Annotated in this window: 26 protein-coding genes and 1 pseudogene; 15 read left to right on the top strand and 12 right to left on the bottom strand. The window is 64.2% G+C overall.

The window, feature by feature from the left end; translation table 11 throughout:
• From HDG37_RS10275 to HDG37_RS10285, 3 genes and pseudogenes are all read right to left on the bottom strand, one after another.
• The coding region (locus HDG37_RS10275; protein ID WP_184046636.1) for a hypothetical protein at window positions 1–203 on the bottom strand (203 nt) is incomplete at its 3' end.
• A gap of 219 nt (window positions 204–422) precedes the next feature.
• Window positions 423–1085: a ligase-associated DNA damage response endonuclease PdeM gene (gene pdeM / locus HDG37_RS10280; RefSeq protein ID WP_184046638.1), complete on the bottom strand. Its 663-nt coding sequence runs from the start codon at window positions 1083–1085 to the stop codon at window positions 423–425.
• Window positions 1082–2982 (bottom strand): annotated as a pseudogene (locus HDG37_RS10285) (helicase-related protein); the annotation flags it as partial. The pseudogene HDG37_RS10285 and the gene pdeM, both read right to left, overlap by 4 nt.
• Before the next feature lie 356 nt (window positions 2983–3338).
• Here HDG37_RS10285 and HDG37_RS10290 point away from each other — a divergent pair.
• From HDG37_RS10290 to HDG37_RS10300, 3 genes are all read left to right on the top strand, one after another.
• Entirely contained in the window at window positions 3339–3689 is a 351-nt protein-coding gene (locus tag HDG37_RS10290; RefSeq protein WP_184046744.1) for an FKBP-type peptidyl-prolyl cis-trans isomerase, read from the top strand.
• 121 nt (window positions 3690–3810) lie between these two features.
• Window positions 3811–4272, top strand: coding sequence for a DUF488 family protein (locus HDG37_RS10295; protein WP_184025218.1), 462 nt, complete (start codon window positions 3811–3813; stop codon window positions 4270–4272).
• A 275-nt stretch (window positions 4273–4547) separates the two neighbouring features.
• Window positions 4548–5621 (top strand): DUF6765 family protein, encoded by a 1074-nt coding sequence (locus tag HDG37_RS10300; protein WP_184046640.1) that lies wholly within the window; start codon window positions 4548–4550, stop codon window positions 5619–5621.
• Between the two features lie 53 nt (window positions 5622–5674).
• Here the strand turns inward: HDG37_RS10300 and HDG37_RS10305 are convergent, their stop codons facing one another.
• A complete protein-coding gene (locus tag HDG37_RS10305; protein WP_184046642.1) occupies window positions 5675–5926 on the bottom strand; it encodes a hypothetical protein in 252 nt (83 codons plus the stop codon).
• Window positions 5927–6339: 413 nt separating this feature from the next.
• Between HDG37_RS10305 and HDG37_RS10310 the strand changes: the two genes are divergently transcribed.
• The 4 genes from HDG37_RS10310 to cls all read left to right on the top strand — a co-directional run bounded on the left by HDG37_RS10310 (window position 6340) and on the right by cls (window position 9678).
• Window positions 6340–6678, top strand: a complete 339-nt coding sequence (locus tag HDG37_RS10310; protein WP_090807114.1) for a hypothetical protein — start codon at window positions 6340–6342, stop codon at window positions 6676–6678.
• A 211-nt stretch (window positions 6679–6889) separates the two neighbouring features.
• Window positions 6890–7723 (top strand): H-NS family nucleoid-associated regulatory protein, encoded by an 834-nt coding sequence (locus HDG37_RS10315; RefSeq protein WP_184046644.1) that lies wholly within the window; start codon window positions 6890–6892, stop codon window positions 7721–7723.
• 22 nt (window positions 7724–7745) lie between these two features.
• Complete coding sequence (locus tag HDG37_RS10320; RefSeq protein ID WP_184046646.1) at window positions 7746–8252, top strand: hypothetical protein; 507 nt, start codon at window positions 7746–7748, stop codon at window positions 8250–8252.
• 151 nt (window positions 8253–8403) lie between these two features.
• Window positions 8404–9678, top strand: coding sequence for a cardiolipin synthase (gene cls / locus HDG37_RS10325; protein WP_184046648.1), 1275 nt, complete (start codon window positions 8404–8406; stop codon window positions 9676–9678).
• Between the two features lie 33 nt (window positions 9679–9711).
• Here the strand turns inward: cls and HDG37_RS10330 are convergent, their stop codons facing one another.
• From HDG37_RS10330 to HDG37_RS10345, 4 genes are all read right to left on the bottom strand, one after another.
• Window positions 9712–9918 carry a hypothetical protein gene (locus HDG37_RS10330; protein ID WP_260334047.1) on the bottom strand — a complete coding sequence of 69 codons (207 nt, stop codon included), beginning with the start codon at window positions 9916–9918 and terminating at the stop codon, window positions 9712–9714.
• A gap of 124 nt (window positions 9919–10042) precedes the next feature.
• Window positions 10043–10585: a hypothetical protein gene (locus tag HDG37_RS10335; protein WP_184046650.1), complete on the bottom strand. Its 543-nt coding sequence runs from the start codon at window positions 10583–10585 to the stop codon at window positions 10043–10045.
• Between the two features lie 50 nt (window positions 10586–10635).
• Entirely contained in the window at window positions 10636–11289 is a 654-nt protein-coding gene (locus tag HDG37_RS10340) for a response regulator transcription factor (RefSeq protein ID WP_184046652.1), read from the bottom strand.
• Window positions 11286–12701 (bottom strand): cache domain-containing protein, encoded by a 1416-nt coding sequence (locus HDG37_RS10345; RefSeq protein WP_184046654.1) that lies wholly within the window; start codon window positions 12699–12701, stop codon window positions 11286–11288. The genes HDG37_RS10340 and HDG37_RS10345 overlap by 4 nt, the downstream gene beginning before the upstream one ends.
• A gap of 240 nt (window positions 12702–12941) precedes the next feature.
• On the opposite strand from HDG37_RS10345, the gene HDG37_RS10350 reads away from it, so the two are divergent.
• Together HDG37_RS10350 and mctP are read left to right on the top strand one after the other, a co-directional pair.
• On the top strand, window positions 12942–13139 hold the full coding sequence (locus tag HDG37_RS10350) for a DUF3311 domain-containing protein (protein ID WP_184046656.1): 198 nt from the start codon (window positions 12942–12944) through the stop codon (window positions 13137–13139).
• On the top strand, window positions 13136–14617 hold the full coding sequence (gene mctP, locus HDG37_RS10355; RefSeq protein ID WP_184007156.1) for a monocarboxylate uptake permease MctP: 1482 nt from the start codon (window positions 13136–13138) through the stop codon (window positions 14615–14617). The genes HDG37_RS10350 and mctP overlap by 4 nt, the downstream gene beginning before the upstream one ends.
• A gap of 176 nt (window positions 14618–14793) precedes the next feature.
• Here mctP and HDG37_RS10360 read toward each other — a convergent pair whose 3' ends face one another.
• Window positions 14794–16026 carry an FAD-binding oxidoreductase gene (locus HDG37_RS10360; protein ID WP_184046658.1) on the bottom strand — a complete coding sequence of 411 codons (1233 nt, stop codon included), beginning with the start codon at window positions 16024–16026 and terminating at the stop codon, window positions 14794–14796.
• A gap of 254 nt (window positions 16027–16280) precedes the next feature.
• Between HDG37_RS10360 and HDG37_RS10365 the strand changes: the two genes are divergently transcribed.
• The 4 genes from HDG37_RS10365 to HDG37_RS10380 are packed head-to-tail and all read left to right on the top strand — an operon-like array spanning window position 16281 to window position 20826.
• Window positions 16281–17183, top strand: coding sequence for a DUF3348 domain-containing protein (locus HDG37_RS10365; protein WP_184046660.1), 903 nt, complete (start codon window positions 16281–16283; stop codon window positions 17181–17183).
• 10 nt (window positions 17184–17193) lie between these two features.
• On the top strand, window positions 17194–19551 hold the full coding sequence (locus HDG37_RS10370) for a DUF802 domain-containing protein (protein ID WP_184046662.1): 2358 nt from the start codon (window positions 17194–17196) through the stop codon (window positions 19549–19551).
• Entirely contained in the window at window positions 19548–20201 is a 654-nt protein-coding gene (locus tag HDG37_RS10375) for an OmpA family protein (protein WP_184046663.1), read from the top strand. Before HDG37_RS10370 ends, HDG37_RS10375 begins: the two co-directional genes overlap by 4 nt.
• On the top strand, window positions 20194–20826 hold the full coding sequence (locus tag HDG37_RS10380; protein WP_184046665.1) for a DUF2894 domain-containing protein: 633 nt from the start codon (window positions 20194–20196) through the stop codon (window positions 20824–20826). The genes HDG37_RS10375 and HDG37_RS10380 overlap by 8 nt, the downstream gene beginning before the upstream one ends.
• Before the next feature lie 47 nt (window positions 20827–20873).
• Here HDG37_RS10380 and HDG37_RS10385 read toward each other — a convergent pair whose 3' ends face one another.
• Window positions 20874–21134 carry a zf-TFIIB domain-containing protein gene (locus HDG37_RS10385; protein WP_184046746.1) on the bottom strand — a complete coding sequence of 87 codons (261 nt, stop codon included), beginning with the start codon at window positions 21132–21134 and terminating at the stop codon, window positions 20874–20876.
• A gap of 7 nt (window positions 21135–21141) precedes the next feature.
• The gene (locus HDG37_RS10390) at window positions 21142–21894 is read right to left on the bottom strand and encodes a TerC family protein (protein ID WP_184046667.1); all 753 of its coding nucleotides are present in this window, start codon (window positions 21892–21894) and stop codon (window positions 21142–21144) included.
• Window positions 21895–22014: 120 nt separating this feature from the next.
• Between HDG37_RS10390 and HDG37_RS10395 the strand changes: the two genes are divergently transcribed.
• Together HDG37_RS10395 and HDG37_RS10400 are read left to right on the top strand one after the other, a co-directional pair.
• Window positions 22015–22896 (top strand): LysR family transcriptional regulator, encoded by an 882-nt coding sequence (locus tag HDG37_RS10395; RefSeq protein ID WP_184046669.1) that lies wholly within the window; start codon window positions 22015–22017, stop codon window positions 22894–22896.
• Window positions 22897–23155: 259 nt separating this feature from the next.
• Entirely contained in the window at window positions 23156–23830 is a 675-nt protein-coding gene (locus tag HDG37_RS10400; protein WP_184046671.1) for an HAD family hydrolase, read from the top strand.
• A gap of 12 nt (window positions 23831–23842) precedes the next feature.
• Here the strand turns inward: HDG37_RS10400 and HDG37_RS10405 are convergent, their stop codons facing one another.
• On the bottom strand, window positions 23843–24625 hold the full coding sequence (locus HDG37_RS10405) for a hypothetical protein (protein WP_184046673.1): 783 nt from the start codon (window positions 24623–24625) through the stop codon (window positions 23843–23845).
• Window positions 24626–24967 lie beyond the last annotated feature (342 nt).

The raw sequence follows: 24967 nt of genomic DNA on the forward strand, positions 1-24967 counted from the left end.
GCGGTGAAGGCGGTGGCGGCCAGGGCAACGGCGGCTCCGGACACGGCGGCCATGGCGGTGAAGGCGGCGGTGGCCAGGGCAACGGCGGCTCCGGCAACGGAGGCCACGGTGGCCGTGGCGGCAACGGCGGCAACGGCGGTGGTCAAGGCAGCGGCGGCCACGGTGGCGGCTACGGCGGCGGTGGCTCCGGCAATGGTGGCCACGGCGGCGGCAACCACTAACCAGTGGCAGGAGTCCCGCGAAACTTGCGGGGCTCCCAAGGGCGGAGGCCGGCGCCGTCCGGCCTCCACACCGACCGCGCTCGCGCGCCGCGGGGAGTTTGCAGCGAAAGAGCCAGCAAAAAACCCAGCCAGCGAACCGGCCAACCAATCCGCAAACAAAAAACCAACCAGGCAACAAAGTGGACGGCCCCCGCCGTCCACTCAACTCCTCAACTCGATCACTCTCTGCTGTACCACCAGAAAAACCCTCTCCCCCAGAACGCGCCCCGTCTCACGCGCGCCTCCGGTAAAACTACCGAACGCCGGCAGCACCCCCCGATCGATCCCAAAGCGAAAGCACGGCACGCGCACTGAATCGGTCCGCGTCGCGATCCGAAAGACCGGATGCACATGCCCCGCGAGCACATACGCGTGATCGACCGCATGCGGGTGATGGCACAGCGCCCGGGCCCCGATATGCCACGGCTCGCGCACGGACTCGACATCCAACGTAAGCGGCAACGCACCGGCATGCCGATCGTGATTGCCCTCGACGAGCACCACGCGCCTCGACGCATGCCGCGCGCGGCACGCATGCAACGCATCGAGCGTGAGCGTCGACAGCGACTCGCGCGCATGCAGCAGATCGCCGACAAACACCAGCGTCGCCGGCTCCAACTCGGTGATCAGACGTTCGATCCGCAGCAGATTCTCCGCGGTCGAACCAGTCGGCACTGGAATGCCGCGCGCGCGAAACACCGCATCCTTGCCGAAATGCGCATCGGCGATAAAAAGCGCGCGCAGCGCCGGATCGAAACACGCGCGCAAGCTCGACAGCACGAGAGGTCGTCCGCCGACGTCGATCGCGAGCGAGGTCGGCTTCATCGTTGCGCCGCCCGTTCGAGCTCGGCCAGCTTCTCGGTGCTGACTTTTTCGCGCAGGCGTCCGACGATCAACGGAAACGCGAACGGCGTCGGCTTCTTGGGCCGCGTGAGCACGACGCGGTTCGCGTTCATTCGTTCGAGCGCAAAACGAATGCGCCGCACGTCGAGTTCCTGCAGCAGTACTTCGGTATTGGCCTGGCCCGGCAGCAGATTGCCGCGATCGTGCTGACGAAAGATCTCGTAGAAAAGCCCGCTCGATGCCTGCCATTGCCGCGCGCTTTTCTGCTGTCCCGGATGCGCCTGAAACACGAGTCCCGACACTCGTGCAATCTCGCGAAACCGTCGCAAGGAGAGTTCGGACGAATTGAGGCTCGCAAGAATGTCGTGATCGGGTTCGTCAGGTGAAAGCAGGCCATTCTGTAATTGCGCGGCCCAATCGAAAGCCTGCGCGCACAGCAATTCGAAACCGTAGTCGTTCATCGAAATCGAAAACGTGCGGGGCTTGTCGCGCGCGACTCGCCACGCGAGCAGAGCGCCAAGTCCGATATGCGCGGTGCGCCCCGCGAACGGATAGCAGAAGAAGTGGTGACCCTCGCGCGATTTGAGCAGCTCGACGACGAGTACGCCCGGCTCGGGCAACGCCGACCACCTCTGCTGCAATTCGAGCAGCGGCCGCGCCACGCGATGAGCTCGCGCGCCGCACCCACGCCGTCATGTCCTGAACGCGGATCAGTTCGAGCGCGCGGCCGCCGAACGTGAACACATCGCCGGGCTTGAGCCGCGAAATGAACGATTCCTCGATTGCACCAATGCGCCCGCCCGATAGATACGCAACGTTCAACGTGCCATTCGCGACGATCGTGCCGATGTTGTTGCGATGCCGGCGCGCGAGAGATCGTTGCGCGGGACGCGGTACAGACCGTCGCTATCGCGCGCGACGCGATGGTAGTCGGGATATGCGCGCAGCGTCGCGCCGCCGCCTTCGACGAAACCCAGCGTCCAGTCGAACTCCTGCTGCGTCAGATCACGATATGCATAGGTATGCAGAAGTTCATCGTACAGCTCGAGCGCGTCGAAGCCACCGCCGATCGCAACGGTGACGAGGTGCTGAACCAGCACGTCGAACGGCTTTTGCGGCGTATCGCGGCTTTCGATCTGCCGCTTGTCGACGGCTTCACGCGCGGCCGCCGCTTCGATCAATTCGAGCGCATGCGTCGGCACGATCGTCACGCGAGACGGCAAACCGGGCGCATGTCCCGAGCGGCCCGCGCGCTGCATCAAGCGCGCACCGCCTTTTGGCGAGCCGATCTGGAACACGCGTTCCACCGGCAGAAAATCGACGCCGAGGTCGAGATTAGACGTACACACGACAACCTTTAGCAAGCCGTTCTTCAACCCACGTTCGACCCACTCGCGTACCTGCTGATCGAGCGAGCCGTGATGAAGCGCGATCACTCGGCCCACTCGGGGCGCGCCTCGAGCAGCGCCTGGTACCACACCTCGCATTGCGAGCGCGTGTTCGTGAAGACGAGCGACGTGCGTGCTTCGTCGATCGCGCGCGCGATCGCCTCGACCTGCCGCATGCCCATATGATCGCCCCACGGAAAGCGCACGATCGTGTCGGGAATGATCGTGTCGACGATCAGTGCTTTCGGCAGCGCGCCGTGCACGCTGACGCGCGGCGTCGCGACCGGCGCGAGCAGTACCTCGGTCGCGAACGACAGATTGCCGAGCGTCGCCGACAGCCCCTACACCTGCAAGCCGGGCCGTCAATGGGTGAGACGCGCGAGCGCGAGTTGGGTCCGCATGCCGCGTTTGTTGCCGAGCAATTCACGCCATTCGTCGACGATCACGAGCCGAACCTGAGCCAGTACTTCGCGCGCATCGGCGCGCGTCGTCAGGTGAATCCGGAGCGGCCTTGGCGCGCGAACGCGGTCGTCGGAGGGGGCTGGCGCTGCGCAGGGATCGCAAGCGGGGTCGTCGGAATGGGCCGGCTCGGTCATCGAAAGCGCTCTCAACGAGTGTGGCGGATTCGCTTGCCGGCGACTCGCGCCGGACGTTCATGCGGACCGCGGGGTCGCGCGACGGTTCAGCGAGGTTCCTGATGGGCGCGCAACGACCCGCGGCATCGGGCAATATGTGGGAGCCTCGGCCGACACCCGATCCGTTACAATCAAACGGACTACCCCACTGGAGATTCGCTTTGAAATCACTCGTTGCTTTGCTGGCCGCAGCCGTTCTGTCCTCGACCGCGATGGCTGCCGCGCCGACCACGGAGAAGCTGCCGTCCGGCGTCATCGTCGAACATCTGACGCAAGGCACGGGCCCGCAACCGTCCGCGACCGACGTGGTAAAGGTCAACTATCGCGGCACGCTGCCCAACGGCACCGAATTCGATAGCTCGGCCAAGCATGGCGGGCCGGCCACGTTCCCGCTCAATCGCGTGATTCCGTGCTGGACGCAAGGCGTGCAGAAGATGAAAGTCGGCGGCAAGGCGCGACTCACGTGCCCGGCGGCGACCGCATACGGCGATCGCGGCGCCGGCCCGATTCCGCCGAATACCGATCTGACCTTCGAAGTCGAACTGGTCGACATTGTCAAATAAAGCACGCGAACGGCGCTAAAGATGCACTGACACCCGAGGATGCACTGACACCCGAGCCTCGCTGCGCCAATCGCAGCGAGGCTTTTTTATGGGCGCCGAATGGCCTGCCAGGGGATTCACCATGAAACGTGACAAAAGTAGCGTGCAGGTGGCCAGCATTGGTTTTACCGGCAAGAGCGCCCAGAAATTCTTCAGTTTGCTGAAGGACGCCCATGTGCGCACGGTGCTCGACGTTCGCCTCAACAACACGTCGCAACTCGCGGGCTTTGCGAAAAAACAAGATCTGCCTTACTTTCTCGACCAGTTGTGCAATGCGGCGTACGTGGAAATACCGGAACTGGCTCCCGAGCCGGACCTGCTCAAACGCTACCAGGGCAAGCAATTGAGCTGGGAGAACTTTCGGGAGGAATATTTCGACCTCATCGCGCGCCGCCGCGTGGAGAGTAATCTGGATATCGCGCTATTCGAATCGGGTTGCCTGCTTTGCAGTGAACATTTACCACATCATTGCCACCGGATGTTTGCGCTCGAGTATCTGAACCAGCACTGGAATAGTCGTCTTTCCGTTACACATTTGACCTGACCGGCGCCGATCGGGCCAGGTTACGTTTTTCCGCCTCATTGGCCGGCGGCTTTCCGTGCCGGCAGGTTACATCTCGCCGGCCGCGCCCGCGTTTCCTTCAGTAGCCCGAATGGTTGCGTGGCGCGAAACGTGGAAAAGCGCGTCCAGTGCGCAGTTTTTTCAATGCGTGTGCCGCTCGCTCGTCTACTATCTACTCACGCGCAGCTCCCTCTATTCGTCTCGCCCTATCGCCGGCCACGAGCCGGCCGTGATTATGCGCGCCAGGAGCGCTTGCCATGAACATCGACTTTCATTACGGCGTGGTCTACATTGCCGCGCGCGTCGGCGGCATGACGGCCGGCGATGCGCAAACCATCGCGCATGCCTGCCAATATGTCGACGACGCGACGACGAGCGGAATACTGCGGTTCAAAGGCGGCGAGACATTCGAGCGATTCGCGACCGCGCACAAGTTATTCGATTACGCCAATACCGAGAACGACCAGAACCGGCTCGTGTGGACGCCGTTCCATTTTCTGCCGGCTGGCGAGGGTGAAAGTCTCGAGGAAAAGGCGGTTTGCCGGCCCGACAGTGAAGTTGCGCGCGAAGTCGTGCGGCGCGCGATCCGGCAGCGCGATTCGGAGACCGCGTTGCACCGGCTCGGCGTGACGCTTCATACCTATGTCGATACGTGGGCGCACCAGGGATTCGCGGGCATCGAAAGCCCGTGGAATCGCGTGCATCTTCTCGAGGCACAGGATTGCACGCGCAAAGGCTGGCTCGCGAGCCTCGAACTAGCGGTCGCGCATCTGATCGAGCATGTCGAGGAGGACGTTCTGACGATCGCGTTGCCGGTTGGCCATGGCGCCGCGTTGCATTATCCCGACCAGCCATGGGCGCGCTGGCATTACATCGACGGCCGCAATCGCTTCATCTCACGACATAATTTGCCGGATTTCGTGCAGGCGGCGGACATGAGTTGTCGTGTCGTGCGAGCTTATCTGGCCGGACGCGAAGATTTCGAAAACCATCCAGGCATGCCGGACGACGTTAAAGACGCACTGACCCGGCTGCTCGATACGAACCGCGAACCCGACGACAACCTGCGTTTGAGAACCGTTTGCGAATGGGTGAATGCAGGCCGTATTCCAGGTTTGAAAGAACCCGTGCCCGGCTATATCGCCAAAGGACAAGGATCGTGGAAGTACCTGGCCACCGGTTTGTTGTGCGATGACGACACCGGGGACAGACCGGAGTGGACGACCGCCTTCGAGAAGAGCGACTACCGGCTCTTTCACGACGCGGTCAAACAGCACCGTTTCGTGACCACTCAGGAGATCTTGCCCGCGCGCGGATTACGCATTGCCTAAGTGATCGGAGCAGGGCGCGTGCGAACGTTTGCGGTGGCGCCCGTATTCTCCAGTCACTGCATTCGGGCTTGCTGATGCGGCGCAGCCTGAGTCGCCACCTGCTGTTCTTCGGCGTGCTTTTTGGCCATATGCCGTCCGACGATACAGCCGCCGACCGCGCCGACCACCGCATGATGTCCCGCGTAGTGCCCGGCGACGCCGCCCACTACCGCTCCTTTCAGGCAACCGGCCGCGTTCGCGGTGCCGGCCATTGCCAACGAGACTGCCATTGCCCCGAGGGCGGTCCGAATAAAACCAGCTTTCATTGCAAGTACCATCGTGTTTGAGTGGATTGGAATCAGGCTGGCCCGGCGTCCATTTCAATAGCCGCCGCGAGCATGGCGGCTGACAAAGGACTCTCTATTGGCCATACGTCCGCCGCTGGGCACGGATACGAAGTGTAAATGGACTTGGCCGGTACAGGAGCAACAGGTGCTGCAAGATCGGTAACGGCACGTTACCGGAGCCGGGGCCGCGTCTTTGCACGCGTCGTCAGTGGCGTTTCGCGCATGCTTGAATCCGTTCGCTATAGCGGGCTACGAAAAAAGACCGTTTTCAAATAAAAAGTGGACTACTCTCCTTTGAATATCCAAAGGCCTGGCTATAGTAGAAGCGACTAATGCCAGAAAGCACGGCGGCGCCCCTTTCTGTCGCCGATGCGGATGACGGGGAAACACAAATGACGCCATCGAATGCAGCGATCTATCAGACCAGGACTTGCACGCCGGAGTCATTGCGCACGCTCGCGAGCTTTCTCGAATTGGCGCTCGACGAGGGAAAAAGCGTGGTCGTGATGCGGATCGGCAAGCAGGCGCGCAGCGTTTATGTCGGAAATCCATCCGGGGCATTGGAGGATTTAACGGATTCCGGCGTCGTCGACGCTTTCCAGGCAGATGAAATGCTGGTACTGACCCGCCTGGGCCTGAACCGGATAACGGCGGACGGTCAACACTACCGCTTCATACGGAGTGTGAGGTACATTGCCGATCGCCAGGTCGTCGTTTTTACACCTATCTGAGTGGTGGTGGAACCGAAATGAAAAAGAAGAATCAGGAGGGAAGGAAAAGGAAGAAAGCTTCGATGACCCGGTAGAAAACCTGAAAGCTTCGTTATTTGAACGCCGCATCGGCGCTCGTATCGATGTATTGAAGCTCGGGATAGGTCAATACACTGCCTTTCTTCCGTCATTCATGGCATAGTTCGACGATTACCACATAAGGAGCAATCAAATGCCTTCGTTAGAGCAAATCCAAGCCAAGCTTAAGAAGCTCCAGGAGCAAGCTGACGTTCTCATTGCCAGAAAAGCACAAGCCGCGGTCGACCAGATTCGCGAATTGATGCTCAAGCACGGTCTCACGACTGCCGATATCGAAGCACAGGCGAAGGCACGACGTGCCGCGCGAGGTCTGAATGGCAATCCGGCGGGTCGCGGAAGACCTGCGGGCGCGAGCAAAGCCGCCAGGTCGGCAACCCCGGCGAAGTATCGCGACCACAAAACCGGCGCGACCTGGACGGGGCACGGCCGCGCGCCTGGCTGGATCGCCGGCGTGAAGGACCGCACGGCGTTCCTGATCGACGCTGCGAGCGCAGGCAAGTCCGCGGCTGCTCCCGCCGCGAAGGGCGGCAAAGGGCAGCCGAAAGGCGCCCAGCCGCCGAAGTACCTGAATCCGAAAACCGGCGCGACCTGGAGCGGCCGCGGTCCGGCGCCGGCATGGCTCGCGGCCGTCAAGGACCGCAGCAAATTCCTGATCGATGGCGCGAGCATGGCTACCGCTCCGAAAGCGGCGAAAACGGCGGCAAAGAGCAGCCAGGCGAAAGCGACCGCGAGTGCGGTAGGCAAGAAGACCGCGGCGAAAAAAGCAACGCGCAAGACGGCCGTGAAAAAGACCGCAGCCAAAAAGGCCACTCCGGCAAGCCGGAAAGCCGCGGTGAAGAAGACCGCCGGCCGCAAAAGCGTTGTGAAGGCGGCAAGAAAAGCACCGGCGCGCAAGGCTGCTGCAAAGAGTACGGCCGCACCTGTCGCGGTGGCTCCCCAAACGCCAGAGACGCAAGCAAGCGCGTAATAGCCGTGGAGTCGTGAAGTAGATGGTTAGCACGTTCGATGCACCCCGGCAGGAAGATCAGGTCTTCCTGCTGGACTCCGCTCCTCATCCGGCAGCCGATGCTGCCGAACCATTCATCGTCGCCAGCGATCGCCGCGTGATCCTCACTTATCCGATCGCGGAGTCGGACTTTGAACGGTTCGGGCCATTCGATCCCGACGACGATCCTTTTTGCGCGGTGCTGTTCGCCGACGCCATCTTTCACCGTCTCGGGCCGCCGGGCGATGACGATCGCGCCATTCATCCGCTCGCGGGCCAAGGTCTCGTCGGCTGCGCGGTACATGAAGTCGTCAATTCGTCGTTGTGCGCCGAGATTGCCGCCGTGGCGACAGACTCCGTCGCCATTGCTCCCGAGGCACCGGCGCGGCGGCATTTCGTCATTACGTTTCAGGCATCGACGTTCGAATGCGTGGCGTCGGACTATACGGTCATCGGCGTATTCGGCGCGGGCGAAATCGCAAGCCGCGAGGCGTTTGCATTGGTCAGATAAAGCATTGGAACCGGAAAGCAAGGCGCGGTCCTGAGCCGGGCACGCGCCGTGCATGACGTGCTGATAGTGAAAGCCAGGCACGAGTGCGGCATTCCCCCGCCGGATGCGGGACTCGTATGCCGTGACCCGCCGCCTGCCATCGAGGCCACGCATGCTGACCATTTCTATTACCGCGTTCGTCACGCTCGTGATCGTTCTCCTGATCGCCAATCTGTCGAGCGGCGAGAAGAAAATAGAACACAGAATCGAGCGGCTTTATAAGAGCGAAGATCCGCAATTCCTTCGTTCGGTGGGTTTATTGCTCGGTCCACCCGTGGTGCCGGGTAATCGCTTCGAGATGCTGCTCAACGGCGACCAGATCTTTCCGTCGATGCTCGAGGGCATTCGGTCGGCGCGCGAAACCATCACATTTGAAACGTTCATTTACTGGTCTGGCGAGATCGGCGGACAGATTGCGCGTGCGCTTGCCGATAAGGCGCGCGAAGGTGTCGCCGTGCATGTACTGCTCGACTGGGTCGGTTCGTCGAAAATGGATCGGCGCTATCTGCAACTGCTGCGGGAGGCCGGCGCCGAAGTGGTCAAGTATCACAAGCCGCATTGGACCGGACTCGGTCGCATGAACGACCGAACGCACCGCAAACTATTGGTGATCGACGGCCGGATCGGTTTTACCGGCGGGGTCGGCATAGCGCCGGAGTGGACTGGCAATGCGCAGGACGAAAAGCATTGGCGCGATACGCATTTTCGCGTGACGGGTCCGGTGGTCGGCCATATGCAGGCCGTGTTCATGGACAACTGGATCAAGGCGACCAGCAGCGTATTGCACGGTCCCGAGTATTTTCCGCACATCGATGCCGAGCCGAAAGGAGCGGGCCAGGGTCTCGCGCATATGTTCAGCAGTTCGCCGTCGGGCGGCAGTGACGACATGCAGTTGATGTATCTGATGGCCATCACCGCCGCCACGCGCAGTTTGCAGCTTGCGAGCGCGTACTTCGTGCCCGACAAGCTCACCATCAACGCGATCGTCGAAGCCGCGAAACGCGGCGTGAAAGTACAGATCGTCACGCCGGGCAAACGCATCGACACGCACACGGTGCGCGAAGCGTCGCGTGCGTGTTGGGGCGATCTACTGAAAGCGGGCGTCGAGATCTACGAGTACCAACCAACCATGTTCCATTGCAAGTTGCTGGTAGTCGACGAGTATATGGTGTCGGTCGGCTCGACGAACTTCGATAGCCGCTCGTTCAAGCTGAACGACGAAGCGAACCTGAACATCTACGACCGCGATTTCGCCACGCAGCAGACCGCCGCGTTCGACGACGACATCGCGAAGTCGAAGCGCATCACGCTCGAAGCATGGACACGGCGTTCGTTCACCGAGAAGGTCGTCGAAAAATTCGTGCGGCTACTGGACACGCAGCTTTGAATGCCGGTGCGAACGAGACGAAGCGCCGACGGATCAGCGAACGGCGCTGCTCAGATACGCCTCTACGTTGGGGCGCACTGCTCGCTTGCCGTTGCGGCGTTCAACGGCAGCCACATCGACGAGGCGCGCGTTTGCGTGTTGATACGCATTGGCAAAGCCGCGCAGTTGTTGCGTGACTGGACGATCGTCGAGCCGGCGTCGTGTGAGCGCTTGCGCGATGCTGCGTTCGATCAACGCCAACTGGTGTCGATATAGTCGATGCACCGCTCGCGGCAGCGCGAGGATATTGCACCAGCGCATCGAGATTGGGCGGGTTGAATTCGCCGCCGAACGCGTGGATGTCGGAGTAGCCGAGAGTACCGCGCTAATTGCCCGGCTCGAGCACGGGCTTGTCCGGGTCCGCCTGGGTGCGGTAAGGCAACTGCGCGGCGTGAGGATCGGTGATCGTGTTGTCGATCACGCGCTCGACGTCCGCCGTTTTGGCGAGTTCGGTGAGGAAAGTCTTTTTGTCGAAGCCCGGCGCGACGCAGCCTTCGACGTAGATAAAGCGGCGTTGCAGCGTGAGCCATAGCGTCGATTGCTCGCGCCAGTGCGTCGCGACGTTCAGATTCGCGAGACGCCGTTGCACGCTCCCGGCGATTTCCGCGTCGTACAGATACGCGTTCGGCAAACGGCAACGGCCTTCGATCCAGCAGCTATTGCCGCGTTCGATTCTGTAATGGCTATCGTCGAGCCATTCCTTTTCGGTTTCGAATGGGCCAAGCGGAGTTGGGCAATCGGCGATCGCTTTGGATATCTGCAGGAATGGATCGTGGCCGCGATTCACGCGCGCCGGTTCGCCATAAACGCGAGCCGTGGCCACGCAAATCATCAGACCGGCAAGACTCAGTTCGAACACGCGCTTCATGCCGTGGTCGCTCCAGGTGTGGACCGCTCATTATCGCGCGCCCGCGAACCTCAACGCTTGTTGCGCCGGTTCTCGACCGCGAACTTGATCAACTCGGCCTGCCCTTCGATATCGAGCTTGCGCTTCAGATTCAGCCGATGCGTCTCCACGGTTCGCACCGATAGATCGTTGCGCTGCGCGATCTGCTTGCTCGACAGTCCCTCGGCAAGCGCATCGAGAATGTCGCGCTCGCGCGGCGTCAAGCGTTCGACCGGCGATTGCGTCGCCGACGCCTGGATCAGTCGAGCACCGATCTCCGCGCTAAAGAACGTCTTGCCGTCGAGTACCGCGCCGATCGCCTGAATGATTTCGAGCGCCGGCGAATCCTTCAGAACGTAGCCGCTCGCGCCCGCGCGCACCGCCTGCGTCACGTATTCGAGGTTGTCGTGCATCGACAGCATCAGCACACGAATCGCCGGAAAGCGCTCGTGAAAGAGGCCCGCCAACGCAATGCCGTTCATGCCGCTTTTCATGCCGACATCCATCAGCGCCAGATGCGGCGCCTGTCGTTCGGCCAGCGCGAGCGCTTGCTGCGCGTCGCCCGCTTCGCCGACCACTTCGAAGTGGCGCACTGCTTCGAGCCGTGCGCGCAGACCGTCGCGCACGAGCGGATGATCGTCGACGAGCAGTAGACGCGCGATGGAAGGAGAGGTCGTGTCGTTCATGATGAGAGTTCCTGCAGGGACGGCACCGTTGCATGCGTCGTGGGCAGCGGCACGCGCGCGGCGACGACGGTGTGCCCCGGCTGCGAGTTCAGCGACAGCGTGCCGCCGAGCGCTTCGAGCCGTTCGCGCATGTTGCGCAGGCCGACACCTTCACGTCCGCCGACGAATGCTTCGGTCACGTCGAAGCCGCGGCCGTTGTCGGAGATCGTCAGCGTGACCGCATCGCGCGAAACCTCGAGCGAAAGCGCCGCGCTCGACGCCTGCGCATGCCGCACGATGTTCGTCAGCGCTTCCTGGGCGATGCGAAACAGCACGGTGTTGACCGTGTCGGGCAACGTGGCGGCATGCGTATGCGCGATCTGCGTGAAGCCGATCGCGATGCCGGACTCGTCGCCGAGTTCGCGCGTCAGTTGTTCGAGGGCGGCCGCGACACCGAGATCGTCGAGCATCGACGGACGCAGCGCATGAGAAATGCGCCGGACTTCGCGCAGCGTATCGCCGAGCCGCGTGAGTCCGGTGGACAATGCGGCCTCGGCGGCGGGCACGCGCGCGTCGCCGCGTTCGAGCCGCGCGAGCGCCGATTCGAGCAGCAGCTTCACGGACACCATCATTTGGCTGATGCCGTCGTGCAATTCGCGCGACAGGCGCGCTCGCTCGTTTTCCTGCGACTCGACGACCTGCTGCGCGAGCCGCTTCAGCTTCGCGTCGGCACTGCGATATTCGGTCACGTTCAGCACGAGTGCGCACAGCGCAATGACCGCGAGGCCAGCCACCGCGATCGCGTCGATCCACTTCATCGTGCGATCGATATTGGCCGCGGCCTCCTCGTCGATGTGCGCGAGCGTCGTGTCGACGTCGTCGAGATAGATGCCGGTGCCGAGCATCCAGCCCCAGCGTTCGAGCGGCACCACATAGCCGAGTTTCGACTCCTCCTTGCCGGTCGACGGCCGATGCCACAGATAGCGCACATAGCCGCCGCCGCGCGCGGCCGCGGCGAGTAGCTGCTGGATCGTCGGCGCGCCATGGCTATCGCGCAACGACCACAGATCCCGACCCACCAGATCCGGCTCGCGCGGATGCATCAGCGTGCGGCCGTGCAGGTCGTACACGAAGAAGTAGCCGTCCTCGCCGAAATTCATCTTTTCGAGCACTGCGAGCGCACGCGTGCGCAGCAGCGCGTCGTCGCGTGCGTTGTCGCCGCCGGCCTCGTAGAGCGGCGCGATCGCAGTCGTCGCGAGTTCGACGTAGTGCTTGAGCTCGATCTCCTTACTCGCCATGTACGCGGCTTGCGTGGTCGCGTGCTGCCGCTCGGCGAGTGCGGTCGCTTCGCGGCGCACGCCCGTCTCGATGCTGGCGATCGCCGCCAGAAAGGGCACGATCGCGAGCAGCACTATCTTTGCTTTGAGTTTCATCGTTGAAAAAAGCCAGTCGACGGGCTACGTAATATTACGTAGACGGCTTACGTAGTTGCGCGCTTGAAAGCAAGCGCGCGAAGGCGAATACTACATGCCCGTCGCATACCGCGCCGCGCGAGGCCTGGCGGTTGAGTGTGCGACGTTCCCCGATTTTCCGCCTGACCTCAGGCAACCGGGCATCCGCGCGTCGGGCCACGAGCCATCGCGCGCGCTGTCGATAATACTCAGGAGACGTTCGTGGAGACCTCCCCCTCGGCCGGCCGTTCATGGCTCTGGCTCATTTTGCTGATCCCTTATATCGCGCTGCTGTGGCTGCCGTTCTATAACGATGCGCATCCGCCGCTCGCGGGCTTTCCGTTCTTCTACTGGTATCAGTTTCTGTGGGTGCCGTTGACCTCGCTGCTGATTTACATCGTGTATCGAGGTCTCAAATGAGCGATCTGAATCCTGTGAACCCGGTTGCGATGACGGTCTTCATCGCGTTCTTCGTGCTCGTCACGGTGATCGGCTTTTTTGCCGCGCGCTGGAAACGCGGCGATCTGACGCAACTGCACGAGTGGGGTCTCGGCGGACGGCAGTTCGGCACGGTCATTTCGTGGTTCCTCGTCGGCGGCGATTTCTATACCGCCTATACGGTGATCGCGGTGCCCGCGCTCGTTTATTCGGTAGGCGCGTATGGCTTCTTCGCGCTGCCGTACACGATCATCGTTTATCCGTTCGTGTTCGCAGTGATGCCGAAGCTGTGGAAGGTTGCGCATGCGAAGAACCACATCACCGCGGCCGACTACGTGCACGGCGAGTACGGCGGCAAGTGGTTCCCGGCGGCCATCGCGCTGACCGGCATCGTCGCGACGATGCCGTATATCGCGCTGCAACTGGTGGGCATGCAGGTCGTGATCAAGGGGCTCGGCGTCAGCGGCGAATTGCCGTTGATCGTCGCGTTCGTGATCCTGGCGCTCTATACGTATGCAAGCGGCCTGCGCGCGCCGGCGATGATCGCGTTCGTCAAGGACATCATGATCTATATCGTCGTGATCGCGGCGGTATGGCTGATTCCGGTGAAGCTCGGCGGCTATGGGCACGTGTTCGCACTGGCCGATGCGCACTTCCAGGCGAAGGGCGGCGCGACCGGTATCCTGCTGAAGCCGAATCAGTACACGGCGTTCGCATCGCTCGCGCTCGGCTCGGCGCTCGCCGCGTTCATGTATCCGCATACGATGACGGCGGTGCTGTCGTCGGCGTCGGCAAAGACGGTGCGCAAGAACGCGATCTTCCTGCCTGCGTACACGGTGCTGCTCGGCCTGATCGCGCTGCTCGGCTATATGGCGATCGCCGCTGGCGTGAACGTGAAGTCGGCAAGCGACGTGGTGCCGACCCTGTTCGGCACACTGTTCCCGTCGTGGTTCGTCGGTTTCGCGGCTGCCGCGATTGCGATCAGCGCGCTGGTGCCGGCCGCGATCATGTCGATCGGCGCGGCGAATCTGTTCACGCGTAATCTGTGGCGTCCGCTGGTGTCGCCGAACATCTCGCCCGCGGCCGAGGCAGCCAATGCGAAGATCGTTTCGCTGGTCGTCAAGTTCGGGGCGCTGCTGTTCATCGTGTTTCTGCCGACGCAGTATGCGATCGATCTGCAACTGCTCGGCGGCGTGTGGATTCTGCAAATTTTCCCGGCCATCGTGTTCACGCTGTACACGCGCCGTCTGAACACGCCGGGTCTGTTCGTCGGCTGGCTCGTCGGTATCGTGCTCGGCACGGGCCTCGCGATTTCGCAAGGGCTCAAGCCGGTGTATGGCCTGCATTTCGGCCACGAGAACTATCCGCTGTATATCGGCCTGATCGCGCTCGTCGCGAATATCGTCGTGAGCTTCGCGGTGTCGGCAGTGTCGCCGCGACGGGCTGCCGTGACGGCCTGATCGACGGTTGTCCTGCTCGATGAAGAACGCCGCGGAGCTGTTGGTCCGCGGCGTTTTTTTGTTGCTGCGACGGCTTGCGGCTTGGTTGGAGGCGTGCCTTGAGGGTGGCTATAGCGTGAGATGACGATAATTGCGCGATGAAGGCGGAGATTTCGAGCAGGCCTCAGACCATCCGGCTAAAACCGCTCGACTCGAAACGGCCGCGGATCGACCAGCGTCTGCTCGCCGGTCATCATCTCGGCGATCAGCCGCCCCGTCACCGGTCCGAGCGTCAGACCATGATGCGCATGGCCGAACGCGAACCACAGTCCCTGATGTTTCGTCGCGGGCCCGATGATCGGCATCATGTCCGGCGTGCAGGGGCGGCGTCCCATCCACGGTTCGGCATCCAGACGTTCGCCGAGCGGAAACAGCGTGCGCGCGATCGGCTCGACCGCGTCGAGTTGCACCGGCGTCTTGGCCGCCTCGGGGCGCGCGATTTCGGCGCCCGTGGTCAAACGGATGCCGCGCGCCATCGGGGCGAGCACATAGCCGTGTTCGACGTCGAGAATCGGATGGTTCAGCCGCGCGCTCCGACGCGGCGCGTAGTGCATGTGATAGCCGCGCTTGACCGCGAGCGGCAGCCGATACCCGAGCCGCGTGCTCGCGCGATCCGACCACGGTCCGAGCGCGATCACCGCCGACTCGGCCGTGATCGCCCCGTCCCGCGTCTCGACCTGCCAGCCTTCACGCAGCGTATCGGCATCGCCGATGAAGAACCGTCCGCCGAGCGCTTCGAAGTATCGTGCGTATGCGGTGACGAGCGCGTTCGGATCGCTGACCGAATCGGATTGCGGATAGCGCAGCCCGCCTTGCAGACGCTTGTCGAGATCGGGTTCGAGCTGTTGCAGGCGCGGCGCGTCGAGCGTTTCGAACTCGACGCCGTACTCGCGATGCCACTGTTCGGCGAGGGTGGTTTCGGCGTCGCGCGCGGCGGCATGGCGAAACACCTTGATCCAGCCGATCGGCCGCAGCAGCGCACTGGCACTGGCGTCCGCGGCAAGCGCGCGATGTTCGCTGACGCAATGCTCGATCAGCGTCGCGTACGATTTCGCGATTTCCGCGTGCTTCGCCGGATGCGAGTTGCGCCAGTAGCGCCACAGGAACGGCGCAACCTGCAGCATCGCGTCGGCGTGATAGCGCACGTCGGGCGACTGGTTGCGCGCGTAGCGCAGCAGGGTGCCGAGCCCGCGCGGAAACGCGTACGGATAGACGCCTTCGCGCTGGATCAGCCCGGCGTTGCCGAACGAGGTCTCGTTGCCCGGCTGCTTACGGTCGATCAGCGCAACCGCGCGGCCGCGTTTCTGCAGATGCACGGCGACGCACACCCCGACAATGCCGGCGCCGAGCACCACGGTATCGAATTTCATGCTCCCTGTCCGCCTTGCGTGTGTTCTGTGCGTTGTCGACGCTCCGCCGTGTTCCAGTGCGCAGCGAGGCGCCAGCTTTCATCTTATACAGGGATAGGTCCGCTTCGCTATTGGCAAAAAAGCCGTGCTCGGGAAAACGCCCGAATGCCAGGTTCGATCGGGCAAAACCGTGTCTTTCGACGCACGATCGAGCGGGCGACTTCGGACTCGCTGGCGTCAGCGTGTAAACTGCTGACTTTTTTGCGTCCGGTGGTATGTTGCAAGCCCCTCAGCGCAGCGCCCTCACTGGGCCTGCGCTCGTTCGCTTACTGGCCCGTCTCGCCGAGGCCGACGTCGCCGAATCGCGACAATCGCTGGCGGATCGGCTGAGCCAGTGGCTCGGCTGGACCGACGCGATCGCGTTGTCGTCGGCGCTGGATGGCAAGCCGCCGTCCGTCGCTGGTGGCGCGCGCGCGTTCGGCCGTGCGGAAGAGGAAGAGTGCACGCGCGTGCGCCGCTCGCTGGTGAGCGCAATCGCGAGCGATAGCGTGCTCGCCGGCTCACGGCGGCGTGGCCCGTCGCCGTCGTCCGCCCGGATGTCGGCGCCGCGCGTGGCGGTCGACACGCAGGCCGACTACGCGGTGTTCCGACAGCGCTATCTCGCGCTTCAGCATTCGATGGAAACGGCGATCGGCACGTTGCGTGGCCGGCTGCGCGCGCTGCTGGCGACGCAGGCGCCGTCGCTCGCGCGGCTCGCGGTCGTCGATGCGGTGATGGAGCGTGCGCTCGGCGAGCGCGAGCGGAGTTTGCTCGGCGCGGTGCCCGGGTTGCTCGGCGGGCACTTCGAGCGCTTGCGCGAGGGTGAGAAGCGGAGGTTGGCGGAGGCGGAAGCAGCGGCCGAAGTTGCCGCAGATGGCGATCCCACGCGGCAGCAGTCGGCCGAAGTCGGAGCCGGCGCTGCAGCCATGCAACTGGAGGCAGCCTTGGCTCACGTCAAAGCAAGCACCGCAGCCACGCGGCTCGCCAGGTCGACCGATGGCGGCAACGCTGCCGTGCCGCTCGCGTCCGAGGCGTGGCTCGACGTCTTCCGCAAGGACATGCAGAGCGTTTTGCTGGCCGAGCTGGAGGTTCGTTTTCAACCGGTCGAAGGGCTGCTCGCGGCTCTTCGCGCCTGCTAACTGGGACCCCATGTCCAGATATCGTATCGATCTCGTTGTATTTCTCGCGGGGCTCTCCGCGGCGTGCTGGATCGCCGTCGGTTATGCCGTTTCCAATCCGCTCGCGTTCGTCGTCACGCTGCTGATCGGCGTCTTCTACGTGCTAGGCGCGCTCGAATTGCGCCGCTATGGTCAGGCGACCGCCACGCTGACAGGCGCGCTCGCCGCGTTGTCCGGGCCACCGCCGAGCCTCGGCGCGTTTCTCGAAGCTGTCCATCCGAGTCTGCGCAATAGCGTGCGGCTGCGCGTCGAAGGCGAGCGCGTCGCGTTGCCGGGACCCGCGCTGACGCCGTATCTGGTCGGTCTGCTGGTGCTGCTCGGCATGCTCGGCACGCTGCTCGGCATGGTGATGACGCTGCGCGGCACCGGCCTTGCGCTGGAGAGCGCGAGCGACCTGCAGGCGATCCGCGCATCGCTGGCCGCGCCGGTCAAGGGGCTGGGCTTCGCGTTCGGCACGTCGATCGCGGGTGTCGCGACGTCCGCGATGCTCGGGCTGCTGTCCGCGCTGTCCCGCCGCGAGCGGCTTGAAGCGGCGCAACAGCTCGACGCGAAGATCGCGACGACTTTGCGCGTCTACTCGCAGAGCCATCAGCGCGAAGAAAGCTTCCGGCTGCTGCAACGCCAGGCCGAAGCGACGCCGCTGCTGGTCGAGCGTCTGCAGACGATGATGAGCGCGCTCGAACAGCAGAGCGCCGCGTCGAACGAGCGGCAGATCGCGAGCCTCGACGCGTTTTACGGCCGCACCGAAGCCGCCTATCTGCGGCTCGCCGGTGTGATCGAGCAGTCGCTGAAGGACAGCGTGGCCGGCAGCGCGCAGGCCGCCGGCAAGGCCCTGCAGCCGGTCGTCGAAGCGACGATGGCCGGCCTCTCGCGCGAGACCGCCGCGTTGCACGACGCGGTCACCCAGGCCGTGCAGCGCCAGCTCGACGGCATGTCGAGCGGCTTCGCGGCGACCAGCGCGAACGTCGCCGAGATTTGCCACAGCGCGCTCGCCGGACATCGGCAGGCGAGCGACGAGTTGGCCGCGCAACAGCGCGCTTCGGTCGAACGCGTTGCCGAAGCGTTCGAACAGCGCTCGCTCGCGCTGCTCGACGGCGTGTCCGCGCGGCTCGAAGCGACGGCGAGCGGCATGTCGCGGGCCTGGGGCGACGCGTTGGCTCAGCAGCAAAGCGCGGGCGACAAACTCGCCGCCAACAACGAACAGGCGTTGGCGCGCGCCGCCGCGACGTTCGAGCAGCATGCCGCGGCGTTGCTGAGCGCGGTCGGTAGCTCGCATGCGAACTTGCAGACCGAACTGAGCGCGCGCGACGAGCAGCGTTTGGGCGCGTGGGCCGAGGCGCTCGACGCGATGGGTGCGAAGCTCAGCGAACAATGGCAGCACAGGGGTGCGCAAGCCGCCAGCCATCAGCAGCAGATCTGCGACGCGCTTGCGCAAACGGCACGCGATATCTCCATGCAGACGCAAACGCATGCCAGCGCGACGATCGCGGAAATCGATCGACTGGTTCAAGCCGCGGCTGAAGCACCGAAGGCGGCGACAAACCTGCAAGCCGAACTCGCCGCGCGCGACGAACAGCGCTTCGCGGCATGGACCGCAGCGCTCGCCGCGATGACCGCAAAGCTCGACGAACAATGGCAGCAAACAGGTTCGCAAACCGCGATCCGTCAGCAGCAAATCTGCGACGCACTCGCGCAAACCGCACGCGATATCTCCGCGCAGACGCAAACGCATGCCAGTGCGACGATCGCCGAAATCGAGCGCCTAGTGCAAGCGGCGTCCGAAGCGCCGAAGGCCGCTGCCGAAGTCGTCGCGGAGCTGCGCCAGAAGCTCTCCGACAGCATGGTCCGCGACACCGCGATGCTCGAAGAGCGCAGTCGTCTGCTCGCCACGCTGGAGACGCTGCTCGACGCAGTCAACCACGCGTCGACCGAGCAACGCACGGCCGTCGATGCCTTGGTCTTGACGTCGGCGGGTCTGCTCGAACGCGTCGGCAATCGCTTCACCGAACACCTCGAGCACGAGACCGGCAAGCTCGGCACGGTCGCCGCGCAGGTCACCGGCAGCGCGGTCGAAGTCGCGAGCCTCGGCGAAGCATTCGGCGCGGCCGTGCACACGTTCGGCGAAGCGAACGACAAGCTCGTCGCACATCTCGAACGCATCGAAGCAGCGCTCGACAAATCGCTCGCGCGCAGCGACGAACAGCTCGCCTACTACGTCGCGCAGGCGCGTGACGTGGTCGACCTCAGCGTGTTGTCGCAGAAGCAGATCGTCGAAGACCTGCAGTTGCTGGCCGCGCAGCGCGCGACCGCCGGAGCCGACGCGGTATGAGCGAGGACATCGACGGCGGCGTGGAAACCTCCGCGCCGATCTGGGCCGCGTTCGGCGATCTGATGTCGGTGCTGGTCGGCGCGTTCGTGCTGATTCTGGTCAGCGTGATCGGCGTGCAGCTCGAACTGTCGAGCAAGCTCGAGCAGGAGGTCAAGCAGCGCCAGGCTGAAACGCAGCGCCGCAAGACGCTCGAACAGGCACTCGCGGGACCGCTCGCGGCGGGGCGCGTGACGCTCGTCAATGGGCGCATCGGCATTAGCGGCAACGTGCTGTTCGCGCTGAATTCCGCCCAGCTGCAGCCCGAGGGTCGCGCGCTGCTGAAGAGTCTCGCCGGGCCGCTGTCCGCGTATCTGCGCGCGAGCGATCAGATCCTGATGGTCAGCGGCTTCACCGACGATCAACGCCTGCGCGAAGGCAATCGACGCTTCGCCGATAACTGGGAGCTGTCGGCGCAGCGCGCGTTGACGGTCACGCGCACGCTGATCGACGAGGGCGTGCCGGCGTCGACGGTGTTTGCGGCGGCGTTCGGCTCGGAGCAGCCGGTCAGTTCGAATGCCGACGAACCCGGCCGCGCGAAAAACCGCCGCGTCGAAATCGCGCCGGTGCCGCGGCCGTCGAGTGCGGCGGCAGCGGAGAAGTCCGGTGCTTGACGACGCGATCCACGCGGCGCGCGCGAGGCTCGATGCATGGCGCGCGAGCGGCGCGGCTCGGCTCGATCCGGTGCGCTTTCATCTGCTCGACGCGCTTACGCGGCGCGCGGCACAGCACAGCGGCGAGCCGCGACGAGTGCTCGAGCAACGACTGGCAGGACTGCTGGCCGAATATACGGCCGAGCTCGAGCGTGCCGCTGCGGACGAGAGCGCGTCGCAAGCCACGTCCGGTGAAGCCAATGCGGCCAACGACGCCACGCTCGCGGCGCTGATCGAACGCCTCGCCCGCCACCACGCGCGCGCCGATGCTCCGCACGCTGCCGCCTATCCCGATCTGCCCGCAGTCGACTACTTCCGCGAAGTCTGGTCCAAACTGCGCACCGAAAAGCAGTTGCGCCAGTCGCTCGCGCAGGTGCCAGGCAACGCGGGGCCGCTCAATTCGAGCAGCCTCGTACATCGCGCGCTGTCGTTGATGCGCGAGCTGTCGCCGGAATATCTGAAGCAGTTTCTGTCGTATGTCGATACGCTGTCGTGGCTCGAGCAGATGAACGGCGGCGCACCGCTCGAGAAGGAAGCGCCGCGCGCCGCGACGACCGGCAAGGGCGCTCGCAAGAAGGCGCGCTGATGCGCTAACGGCGGTTGGAATTTGCGTGCGCCAAGCCGCCGAAGCGTTCAGTCGAAGTCGAACACATCGAAAATCGAGCGCTTCTTTTGATACCCGCGATGTTCGTCGCGACGCTCCTCGTAACGCTGCCGCCCGCTTTCCAGGGCACGCTCGCCGCGCCGCGAGCCGTCGCCGTCATCCTGCGCAATCAACTTGTCCAGTTCGCCGCGATCGAGCCATACGCCTCGGCAGTCCGGACAGTAATCGATTTCGATCGAGCGGCGCTCGGTCATCAGCAGATCGGTCGTTTTGCAGACTGGGCATTTCATCACGGCATCACTCCTCGCTGCTTGCCAGACGTTTCGTTTTCGCGCGCCGCGCGAGCATGTTCATCGCCTCGACGAACGCGGAAAACGCCATCGCCGCATAGATATACGCCTTCGGAACGTGCGAGCCGAAACCATCGGCGATCAGTGTCATGCCGATCACGAGCAGGAAGCTCAGCGCCAGCATCACGATGGTCGGATTGCGATCGATGAAGCGCGCGAGCGGTTGCGCCGCGAACAGCATCACCATGATCGACACGATCACCGCGACGAACATGATCGGCAGGTGCTCGGTCATGCCGACCGCGGTGATGATGCTGTCGACGGAAAACACGAGGTCGAGCAGGATGATCTGGCCGATCGCGGCCGCCACGGTCAACTGCACGGTCGAGCTGGTTTTCGCGGCGAGTTCGTCATCGGGGATCATGTGCTGACGGATTTCGGTGGTCGCCTTCCACACGAGGAACAGGCCGCCGCCGACGAGGATCAGATCGCGCCACGAAAAGCCATGATTGAACAGCGTGAACGCGACCGCGGTCAGCTTCGTGATCCACGCAATGGTGCTGAGCAGAAGCAGCCGCATCACCAGCGCGAGCAGCAGCCCGATGCGCTGCGCGCGCGGGCGTTGCGCTTCCGGCAAGCGGTTGCTGAGGATCGAAATGAAGATCAGGTTATCGATGCCGAGCACGATCTCCATCACGATCAGCGTGACGAGCGCGGCCCACGCGGCGGGATCGGCAACGAGTGCGAACAGGGAGTCCATGAGGTGGCGGAATCGAGTGCGCCGCGAGCGGCGGAACCGCCATCATGGGCCTATTCGCGGTTCGAATGAACCAGTGATAACCTGAACGACGTTTCGGATTTTTCGAAGTATCGGATTAGCATGCTCAACTATCGTCACCTGTACTACTTCTGGATCGTCGTGAAGGAGGGCGGCTTTGCGCGAGCGGCCGCGCGGCTCGACATGGCCGTGCAAACGATCAGCGCGCAGGTGCGCGAGCTCGAAAAAGCGCTTGGGCGCCAGCTGTTGAAGCCGGCCGGGCGCGGCGTCGCGATGACCGAGGCCGGCGAGCAGGCGTTCGATCGCGCGGAGCAAATCTTCCAGCTGGGCGAGGCGTTGCTCGACGAGATGCGCGAAGCGAGCGGCGCGGACTCGGTGCGGCTTGCGGTTGGGCTGTCGGATGGGATTTCGAAGCTCGCCGCGCATGCGTTGCTCGCGCCGGTGCTGGCCACGCCGTCGCTCAGGCTGCTGTGTCACGAGGGGGAGCCCGCGCAGCTGTTGTCGGAGCTTGCGCTGCATCGGCTCGATCTGGTGCTCGCCTGTCAGCCGGCGCCGCACGGCGCGGATCTGCGCGTGCTGAGCCAGCGCGTCGCGGGCTCGCCGGTCGACTGGTACGGGCCCGCGCAGGTCGTGCGCAAGTCGGCGCGCGACGGCTTTCCGCTCTGTCTCGCTGACCTGCCCGTGCTGCTGCCGACCCGTCACGGCGCGCTGCGCGCGCGGCTCGACCGATGGTTCGAGTCTCAGGGAATCAGGCCGCGCGTCGTCGGCGAATTCGAGGACAGCGCGTTGATGACGGTGTTCGCGGCGCGCGGGCTCGGCGTGTTTCCGCTCGCCGAGCTCGGCGCCGAAGATCTCACGTTATTGAGGGGCTTGCGCTGGCTCGGCCGCGCGGACGGCGTGATCGAGGAGATTCACGCAATCCGCTCGCGACGCGGCCAGCATCATGCGCTCGCGTCGCAGGTGATCGCGGCGGCGCAGTCGTGAGGGGCATCGCACTGTCGCGTACGAAAGGCCGAAGCCGTACGAGCGGTTGTTCGCGAAGTTGCCGGCCTTTGCTGAACGAGTACATCGTCTCGAACGTGAGACCGTGGTAAAGCGAAATCGGGGCAAATACGCGCCCATCTGTGTGGGAATTTGCGCACATCGTGTAGAGCCCGTGAGCGTCGTCAAGGGCGACGAGCCGCCCTGGCCGTTTCATCGACACATGGCATAGTGATTGAACCCATCATCACAGGAGGCCGGCATGCGCATCCAGACATCCTTTCTTTTCGACCTCGACGGCACGCTCGTCGACAGCGTCTATCAGCACGTGCTGGCGTGGAAAGAGGCGCTCGACAGCGAAGGTATCCCGCTGTCCGTCTGGCGTATCCATCGCAAGATCGGCATGAGCGGTGGGCTGTTCACGGACCAGTTGCTGCGTGAGACACACGGCGAGATCAGCGTCGAACGCGCCGAACGGCTGCGGCATGCGCATGCGGCCGCCTATCAGCGGATGCGCGCCCAGGTCCGTCCGCTGCCGGGCGCGCGCGAACTGCTCGACGCGCTGACCCAGGCCGGCACGCCGTGGGCCGTCGCGACGAGCGGGCGGATGGAAACCGCCGCGCTGAATCTGGCGGCGCTCGGCGTCGATCCGGCAAAGGCGGTCGTCGTCACGCGCGACGACGTCAAATACGCGAAGCCCGATCCCGACCTGTTCCTCGCCGCGGCCGAGCGGCTCGGCGTGTCGATCGAGCACACGGTCGTGGTCGGCGACAGCATCTGGGACATGCTTGCGGCCCGCCGCTGCCGCTCGCTCGGTGTCGGCCTGCTGTCGGGTGGCTATGGCACCGAGGAACTGGAGCGCGCGGGGGCGTTGCGCGTCTACGACGATCCGGCCGATCTGCTCGCGCACCTCGACGAGGTGGCGTCGCGGCCGTGAGCCCCGCGTCGCTCAGGGTTTGATGATGGGCGGCTCCGCGGCGGGCTGCGTCGGTCCCAGCTTCGACGATTCGCGGACGAGCCGATCGGTCATCGCGGACGCGACCGGATTCGTGCCGCGGCCGCTACCCGCGCCGGCCCCCGGGGGATTGGCAGACTGCAACGGCACGGTGACGCCGGACGGCATCGGCAGCGACGGGTCGGGTTTCGCCGATTCCTTGACCAGTTGGTCCGTCAGCATCGCGGCGACCGGGTTGGCGCCATTCGGGTGCGTGTCGTCGCGCCGGCGGGCATGGGTCTGGTCGATGCGCGGCCCGTACTGCGGCCTCGGTTGAGCTTTTTCCTGTGCGTACGACTGCGACTTCGAGGGGGCGTGCGTGCCTGCGGCCGGATTGGCCGCGAGCGGCGTTGCGTTATCGATGCGGCCGCTCGCGGTCTGGCTCGACTGGGGCGTGACGCTCGGCACGGGCGCGGCCGCTGTGGCGGGCAGGGACGGGGCGGGGGCGGGCGCCGCAGCAGGCGCCTGAGCGGCTCCCGGAGCCGGAGTGGCCGACTCCATCTGCGGCAGCGCCGATTGCGGCGCGGGCGGGCTCACGGGTTGCGCAGGGCTCACGCTGGCGCCAGCGGCACGCGTCGTATCGGTCTGCGGTTCCGATCCCACCGCGCCGGTGACGCTGCGGGTCACCGCGCCGGTCACGGCCGGCGCCTGATCGTCCCTGGGGTACAGCAGATAACCGGCGACGCCCGCATCGACCACGAGCAGCCCGACTATCATCATCTTGCCGGTATTCGTCATATCTAAGCAACAACCATTAAGCAACTGCGATTGACTGATGATAAACGACCATTTCGACATCGACGCTTCTTGTCGGCATATTGCGGCGCGTCACGATGATTGATGTCCGAACGGACCTGGCACGAACGGCGCGCGCTTGTCGCTAAAGCCATTCGCCGGCACGACGGAAGCGGACATTTTTTCCGCGTGCCGCGATTCTCTTTTTCGACCATTTAGTCCCCCGCAATTGCGCGGCTGGCGCCTGCAGGAATGCGATTTAAGTTGTGCCGCCAATGCGCGGAGCCTGTACTATACGAACCATTGCAGACGACCGGCAGCCACGGTTCGATTATCCGGCGTGTG

It is taken from the genome of Paraburkholderia sp. MM5384-R2 (assembly GCF_014201025.1).
Taxonomy (GTDB): Bacteria; Pseudomonadota; Gammaproteobacteria; order Burkholderiales; family Burkholderiaceae; genus Paraburkholderia; species Paraburkholderia tuberum.